Source organism: Halomonas sp. (assembly GCF_031581305.1).
Lineage (GTDB): Bacteria > Pseudomonadota > Gammaproteobacteria > Pseudomonadales > Halomonadaceae > Halomonas.
The window spans coordinates 1-6595 of the sequence record NZ_JAVLBC010000179.1 but is presented as its reverse complement, the minus strand read 5'-3'; the positions used below and the strand labels follow the sequence as shown (position 1 = coordinate 6595).

Here is a 6595-nt window from a genome sequence, read left to right as displayed (position 1 = left end):
GTCACGACTCGTCAGGGCACTGCCGGGCCTGCTGATGGCGGTGCTACTGGCGGGCTGCAGCCTGCTTCCCGCGCAGGAGCCGGTGCGCCTCTTCACGCTGCCCGAACCGTCGCGGTCAGCGTCTCATGAGGCCGTCCGCGACCTGACCCTGCGGGTCGACACGCCAAGCGCGGGGGCGCCGCTGAATGGCCCCCGCCTGCTGGTCATGCCCTCTCCCGGGGAGTTCCAGGCCTATGCCGGAGCCCGCTGGCGCGACGATGCCCCACAACTGCTGCGCGACCACCTGATCGCGGCTTTCCGCCTCGACGGCCGCCTGGCCGCCGTGGTGGACGACACCAGCCGGGCGCGCAGCGACGCTGCCCTGGCGAGCCACCTGGGGGCCTTCCACAGCCGCTACCGCGAGGGCGCGCCTGAGGTGGTGCTGCGCCTCGAGGTCCAGTTGCTCGACGAGGCCACCCGCGAGGTGCTGGCCAGCCGCCGCATCGAGGCAGTGGTGGCAAGCGAGGACGACAGCCTCGACGCCGTGGTCGAGACTTTCGGTCGCGCCGCCGACCGGCTCGCCGGCGAGCTGGTCGACTGGACACTGTCGCAGATGGCCCGCGGCTCGCCCTGATCAGGCGGCCTCCAGCCTCGCCACCGCCCGCTCGACTGCACCGCGATAGCTTCCACCGAAAAGCAGCAGGTGGTTGAGCAGGGGATAGAGTTGGAAGAGCGTCTCACGCCTCGCCCAGTCCGCCGGAGCGCCGGCACTCCAGTAGGCCTCGAAGAACGCCTCGCCGGGCGCGCCGAACAGCGTCAGCATGGCCAGGTCCACCTCCGGGTAGTGGCGGTAGACCGCCGGGTCGATGATCGCCGGCCCCCTCGGGGTGAAGAGCACGTTGCCCGACCACAGGTCGCCATGCACCAGGCTCGCCGGCGCATCCGGCAGCCAGGCCTCCAGGCCATGGGCGATGGCCTCCACACGAGCGCGCAGCCGACGATCCATCAGGCCTCGCGCCTGGCAGGCAGCAACCAGGGGCAGCAGGCGGCGCTCGCGCTGGAAGGCGCGGCCGTCGGGCAGCGGCGCATTGGGCTGGGGCGTGTGCCCGCAGGCATTGTCTCTCGGCCACCCATGCGCCTCACCGGTCACCCCGTGCAGCCGCCGCAGTCCCTCGCCCAGGGCCGCGCCATCGCGACGGCGCGGCGCCATCTCCAGCGCCTCCATCACCAGCCAGCCGTCGCCCTCGGCCAGCACCTCGGGCACGACCAGCCCGCTGCCGGCCTCGCGCAGCGCCCGCAGGCCGTCGGCCTCGCCGGCCAGCCGCTCGGGGGCGTCGCGCTTGACCACTACCTCCCCCTGGTCGGTCACGAGGCGGGAAACCTCGGCGATATCGCCGCCTCCCAAAGGCGTTGGCTGCCCGCGCGGGGTCAGCCCGGCGTCGGTCAGCAGTGATGCGAGAATCTCGTTGATGGGCATGCGGCAAGGCTCCTTTCACTCGATGTCACGAGGGTCGCCAGCTGCGTTGGGGCTGTCAAAGCAGCAACGAAAAAAGACCGCCGGGAGGCGGCCAAAAAGGAGGCATTCAAGCAGTGACAGCGGGCTATGCCTGCCAGGGAGCCAGGATTACTCGGGCATCAGCACGCTATCGATCACGTGGATGACGCCATTGCTGGCCTCGATGTCGGCCTGGACCACGGTGGCGTCATCGATCATCACGCTGCCGTCCATGGTGGTGATGGTGATGTCCTGGCCCTGCACGGTGGTGGCGCTGTCGGCGGGCATGGCGTCCTCGGCCATGACCTTCCCGGGCACCACGTGGTAGGTGAGGATCGCCTGCAGCTGCTCCTGGTTCTCGGGTTCGAGCAGCGACGCCACGGTGCCGTCCGGCAGCGCACCGAAGGCCGCGTCGGTCGGGGCGAAGACGGTGAAGGGGCCCTCGCCCTTGAGGGTCTCGACCAGGCCGGCTGCCTCGACTGCGGCCACCAGGGTCTCGAACTGGCCCGCACCCGCCGCGGTGTCGACGATGTCCTTCTTCATGCCATGGTGGTCGGCTTGGGCACCGCCCACAAGCATCAGGCTCAGCATGCCGGCGCCGATGAACTGGGGAACGGGAGTGGTGAAGGTCTTCATGGGGCACTTATCCTCTTTGGCTGACCCCGGACGCCACGCGTCCGGTGGGGTGTGTCGCTCAGGTCAGTAACCGCCTTCGGCATCGACCTATACACAAAATATATCATGTACAGACACTGGACAAGTATTTTTTCTCGAGCGCTCTTGCATGGCACCATGCAGGCCACATGCTCCCCGTCGAGAAGCAGCAGCATGGCTGACGTCGGCGTCGTGATATGGCACAACGGCAGGACGATCATGCAGGTGAGAGGAGTCGAGACCATGTACAAGCTGACCTTCTATGTGCCCGTGGCGGAGGCCGAGGCCGTCAAGGAAGCCGTCTTCGCCACCGGGGCGGGGCGCATCGGCGACTACGAGGCGTGCTGCTTCCAGACCCGGGGCACCGGACAGTTCCGGCCGCTCGAGGGCGCCGACCCCCACATCGGCCGGGTCGGCGACCTGGAGCAGGTGGAGGAGCTGAAGGTGGAACTGGTCTGCGAGGACGGGCTGATCCGCCAGGCGGTGGATGCCCTGAAGACGGCTCACCCCTATGAGGAGCCCGCGTATGACGTGTGGCGGCTGGAAACCCTCTGAACGTCAGCCACTCCCAAGCATCTATCCAGTCCCGACACGCCCGGCCAACACTGGAGACACATCGACGCTCGGCCTATGATGCGGGGTCCGACATGCCATTTCCGCTCAGGAGGAATTCCCCCATGCCCATCGCCATGATTACCGGCGCCACCTCCGGCTTCGGTCGCGCCGCCGCCCGCCGCTTCGCCGACGCCGGCTGGTCGCTGATCCTCACCGGCCGCCGCAGTGAACGTCTGGAGGCGCTGGAGCAGGCGCTCGGCGACGAGGTCCCGGTGCTGACCCTTACCCTGGATGTTCGGGATGCCGAGGCAGTGGCCCGCGCGGTCGAGGAACTGCCCGCCGAGTTTCGCGAGGTCACCTGCCTGGTCAACAATGCGGGCCTGGCGCTGGCGCCCAAGCCGGCCCAGGAGGTCGACCTCGCTGACTGGCACACCATGATCGATACCAACGTCACCGGGCTGGTCAACGTCACCCATGCGTTGCTGCCGCAGCTGATCGCCACCGGCGCCGGGGCGAGCATCATCAACATCGGCTCGGTGGCCGGCAGTTGGCCCTATCCCGGTGGCCACGTCTACGGCGCCACCAAGGCCTTCGTCGAGCAGTTCGGCTACAATTTGCGCTGCGACCTGAAGGGTACCGGGGTCAGAGTCACCGACATCTCGCCGGGCATGGCCGAAACCGAGTTCACCCTGGTGCGCACCAAGGGCGACCAGGCCGCTTCGGATGCCCTCTACCACGGCACCACGCCGCTGCAGGCCGAGGATATCGCCGAGCAGATCTTCTACGTGGCGACCCTGCCGGACCATATCAACATCAACCGGCTGGAGGTGATGCCGACGCGCCAGACCTGGTCCCCCTTCACCATCGACCGGGACTGAGGCATTCAGGCACTGCCGAGGTAGCGCTCGCGATCCTCGGCAGTGATGTCGCTGACGTGCAGCGGGAAGGCGGCATCCCGCCGGTCGTCATAGAAATGGCGCAGGGTACGCTCGATGGTAGGAAAGGCAAGCTCGTCCCAGGGGATCTCGTGCTCTTCGAACAGCGCCACTTCGAGGCTCTCGGCCCCCGCCTCGAAGCCGCCGTCGAGGTCGGCACGAAAGATCATGTAGACCTGGTTGATGTGCGGCAGGTTGATGAGGGTGTAGAGGCCGTGGATCTCGACCTCGGCGCAGGCCTCCTCGCGGGTCTCTCGGGCCGCCGCTTCGACGGTGGTCTCGGCGTTCTCCATGTAGCCTGCCGGCAGGGTCCAGAACCCCTTGCGCGGGGAGATGGCCCGGCGGCAGAGCAGCACTCGGCTGCCGCTCACCGGCAGGGTCCCGGCGACGATGCGCGGATTCTGGTAGTGGATGGTCCCGCACTCGTCGCAACAGTAGCGGGGGCGATCGTCCCCGGAAGGAATCGCGAAGCGCACGGTATGGCCACAGTGACTGCAGAAGTTCATGGCGCTCCCTGGCAGGCCGGTGGGCGGCATGGCGGCCGCCCGGTCAGGGCTTGACGCCGCTCATGGCGGCCGAGTAGAAGGAGTCAAACCCGATGGAAACCCCATGTTAGATAACCTTCGCGAACGCCTGCAAGCACACCGGCCGCGCCGGGTCAGGCTGCGCCTGCCCGAGGCGGCGGTGCTGCTGCCCATCGTCGACCGACCCGAACCGACCCTGCTGTTCACACGGCGTGCCGGTCACCTCAACACCCACAGCGGCCAGGTGGCCTTTCCCGGCGGCAAGCGCGAATCCCAGGACGCTGACCTGCTGGCCACGGCCCTGCGCGAGTCCCGGGAGGAGATCGCCCTGCCGCCGGAGCGCGTGGAGCTGCTCGGCCGGCTGTCGGATGTGATCTCGCTGCATGGCCTCCGGGTCACGCCCTGGGTGGGGGTGATCCCGCCCGACCTGCCGCTGACCCCCGACCCCAGCGAGCTCGATGCCATCTTCGAGGTGCCGCTGTCGCACTTCCTGGAGGACCAGCGCACCCACACCGACGTGATCCGGGTGGACGGCCGAGACTACTACGTGCCCAGCTACCGCACCGACGGTCACGTGATCTGGGGGCTCTCGGCCATGATGCTGGTGGAGCTGCTCGCCGAGGGGTTCGAGATGCCGATCAGCCTCTTCAAGCGCCCGCCGGGGGAGCTGCTCTACCTCCCCGAACGCGGAGTCTCCCGTCCATGATGCAACGCGACGCCCTCGCCACCGCCCTGCCTCGCGAACGCCTGGCCGAACTGGTCGATGCCCTGGTGGAGAAGGGCTGGTACGTCGGCGAGGACTTCCTTCCCGCCGAGCTGTGCGCCGAGCTGTACCAGGAGCTCGGCGCCATGGCCGACAGGGAGGCGCTGGAGGCCGCCGGCATTGGCCGCGGCCAGGAGCACGCCCTGCGCCGGGACATCCGCGGCGACGCCATTCGCTGGCTGGACCGCGAGAGCCAGGCCAGGCGGCAGTATCTGGAGGCCATGGGCGAGCTGCAGCAGGAGCTCAACCGGGCGCTCTTCCTGGGCCTCTTCGAGTACGAGGCGCACTTCGCCCACTACCCGCCCGGCGCCTTCTACCGGCGCCACATCGACAGCTTCCGCGGCCGCGCCAACCGGGTGGTCTCCACGGTGGGCTACCTGAACCCCGACTGGCCCGACGACGGCGGAGGCGAGATGGTGATCTTCACTTCCGACGACCCGGAGCGCGAGGTGGCGCGGGTGCTGCCCGAGGCCGGCACCTTCGCCTGCTTCCTCTCCGACAGCGTGCCCCATGAGGTGCTGCCCACCCGCCTGCCGCGGGCCAGCATCGCCGGCTGGTTCCGGCGCAACGCCTCGCTGGGCGGCCTGGTGGACCCGGCGCGCTGATGGCGGGCGACGCCGGGACACCGGAGAAGGAGCGGCTCAGGGCGCGCCTCGCCGCGCTGGAGGCGGACAACGCCGCGCTCGTCGAGCACAACGCGACCCTCGAGGCGCACAACGCGTCCCTGGAGCAGGAGAAGCGCCACTACCGGTGGCTGGCCGACAGCACTACCGACCTGATCTCCCGCCACGACCGGGACGGCACCTTCCTCTACGCCTCGACGGCGTGCCGGACGCTACTCGGCTACGCGCCCGAGGAGCTGGTCGGCGTCTGTGCCTACGAGCTCTTCCATCCCGCGGACCTCCAGGACCTGCTCAACAAATCGCCGCGAGTCTACTACCACGACGGTTTCTACCAGCAGACCTACCGCTTCCGGGCCAGGGGCGGCCACTACGTCTGGTTCGAGACCACCAGCCGCACCCGCCGTGACCCCACCACCGGCGAGCTGATCGATATCCTCTGTGTCTCCCGGGACGTGAGTCGGCGCATCCGCATCGAGGCCCACCGCGAGCGCCTGGCTCGGGTCGTGGAGTCGACCACCGACTATGTGCTGTTTGTCGACGGCCACGAGCGCATCTTCTATTCCAACGAGGCCGCTCGCCGGCTGCTCTCTCGACCGTCCCGACGCCTCCGGGAGAGCAGCGAGGCACCCCTCGATCAGGCCTACACCCCGGACGCCCTGGCGATACTGCGCGAGGTCGTGCTGCCTGCCGTGGCGCGCTACGGCTGCTGGAGCGGCGAGCTCGAGATGCGCGGCCCGCACGGGCCCGTGCCGGTGCTCAGCGTGGTAATGGCCCACTCGGCGCCCGGTGCCGAACCCGACCACCTCTCGCTGCTCAACCGCGACATCGGCCTGCGCAAGGCCGCCGAGGCCCAGGAGCGCCGCCATCAGGAACAGATCGCCCACGCCAACCGTCTGGCCACCACCGGCGAGCTCGCCTCCAACATTGCCCACGAGCTGAACCAGCCGCTGGGGGCGATCGCCAACTACGCCAGCGGAGCCCTGATGCAGCTCGCGGCCGACCCGCCCCGCTCCGTCGACGAGTTGCGCCTCCCCCTCACGCGCATCAACGCGCAGGTCCAGCGCCTG

Annotated in this window: 9 protein-coding genes; 6 read left to right on the top strand and 3 right to left on the bottom strand. The window is 69.0% G+C overall.

What is annotated here, in order from left to right; genetic code table 11:
- Positions 1–613: ABC-type transport auxiliary lipoprotein family protein (locus RI841_RS13230; protein ID WP_310706091.1), on the top strand; the 613-nt coding region annotated here is incomplete at its 5' end.
- Here RI841_RS13230 and RI841_RS13225 read toward each other — a convergent pair.
- Complete coding sequence (locus RI841_RS13225) at positions 614–1456, bottom strand: fructosamine kinase family protein (RefSeq protein WP_310706090.1); 843 nt, start codon at positions 1454–1456, stop codon at positions 614–616.
- Between the two features lie 147 nt (positions 1457–1603).
- The gene (locus RI841_RS13220; protein WP_405000946.1) at positions 1604–2053 is read right to left on the bottom strand and encodes a fasciclin domain-containing protein; all 450 of its coding nucleotides are present in this window, start codon (positions 2051–2053) and stop codon (positions 1604–1606) included.
- A gap of 318 nt (positions 2054–2371) precedes the next feature.
- Between RI841_RS13220 and RI841_RS13215 the strand changes: the two genes are divergently transcribed.
- Together RI841_RS13215 and RI841_RS13210 are read left to right on the top strand one after the other, a co-directional pair.
- Positions 2372–2683 carry an NGG1p interacting factor NIF3 gene (locus RI841_RS13215; RefSeq protein ID WP_310706088.1) on the top strand — a complete coding sequence of 104 codons (312 nt, stop codon included), beginning with the start codon at positions 2372–2374 and terminating at the stop codon, positions 2681–2683.
- A 122-nt stretch (positions 2684–2805) separates the two neighbouring features.
- The gene (locus tag RI841_RS13210) at positions 2806–3561 is read left to right on the top strand and encodes an SDR family NAD(P)-dependent oxidoreductase (protein WP_310706087.1); all 756 of its coding nucleotides are present in this window, start codon (positions 2806–2808) and stop codon (positions 3559–3561) included.
- Positions 3562–3566: 5 nt separating this feature from the next.
- Here the strand turns inward: RI841_RS13210 and RI841_RS13205 are convergent, their stop codons facing one another.
- Positions 3567–4124, bottom strand: a complete 558-nt coding sequence (locus RI841_RS13205; protein ID WP_310706086.1) for an NUDIX hydrolase — start codon at positions 4122–4124, stop codon at positions 3567–3569.
- Positions 4125–4227: 103 nt separating this feature from the next.
- On the opposite strand from RI841_RS13205, the gene RI841_RS13200 reads away from it, so the two are divergent.
- The 3 genes from RI841_RS13200 to RI841_RS13190 form a co-directional block, all read left to right on the top strand.
- On the top strand, positions 4228–4848 hold the full coding sequence (locus RI841_RS13200) for a CoA pyrophosphatase (RefSeq protein WP_310706085.1): 621 nt from the start codon (positions 4228–4230) through the stop codon (positions 4846–4848).
- Positions 4848–5510 carry a 2OG-Fe(II) oxygenase gene (locus tag RI841_RS13195; protein WP_405000945.1) on the top strand — a complete coding sequence of 221 codons (663 nt, stop codon included), beginning with the start codon at positions 4848–4850 and terminating at the stop codon, positions 5508–5510. Before RI841_RS13200 ends, RI841_RS13195 begins: the two co-directional genes overlap by 1 nt.
- On the top strand, positions 5510–6595 hold a 1086-nt coding region (locus RI841_RS13190), incomplete at its 3' end, for a PAS domain S-box protein (RefSeq protein WP_310706083.1). The genes RI841_RS13195 and RI841_RS13190, both read left to right, overlap by 1 nt.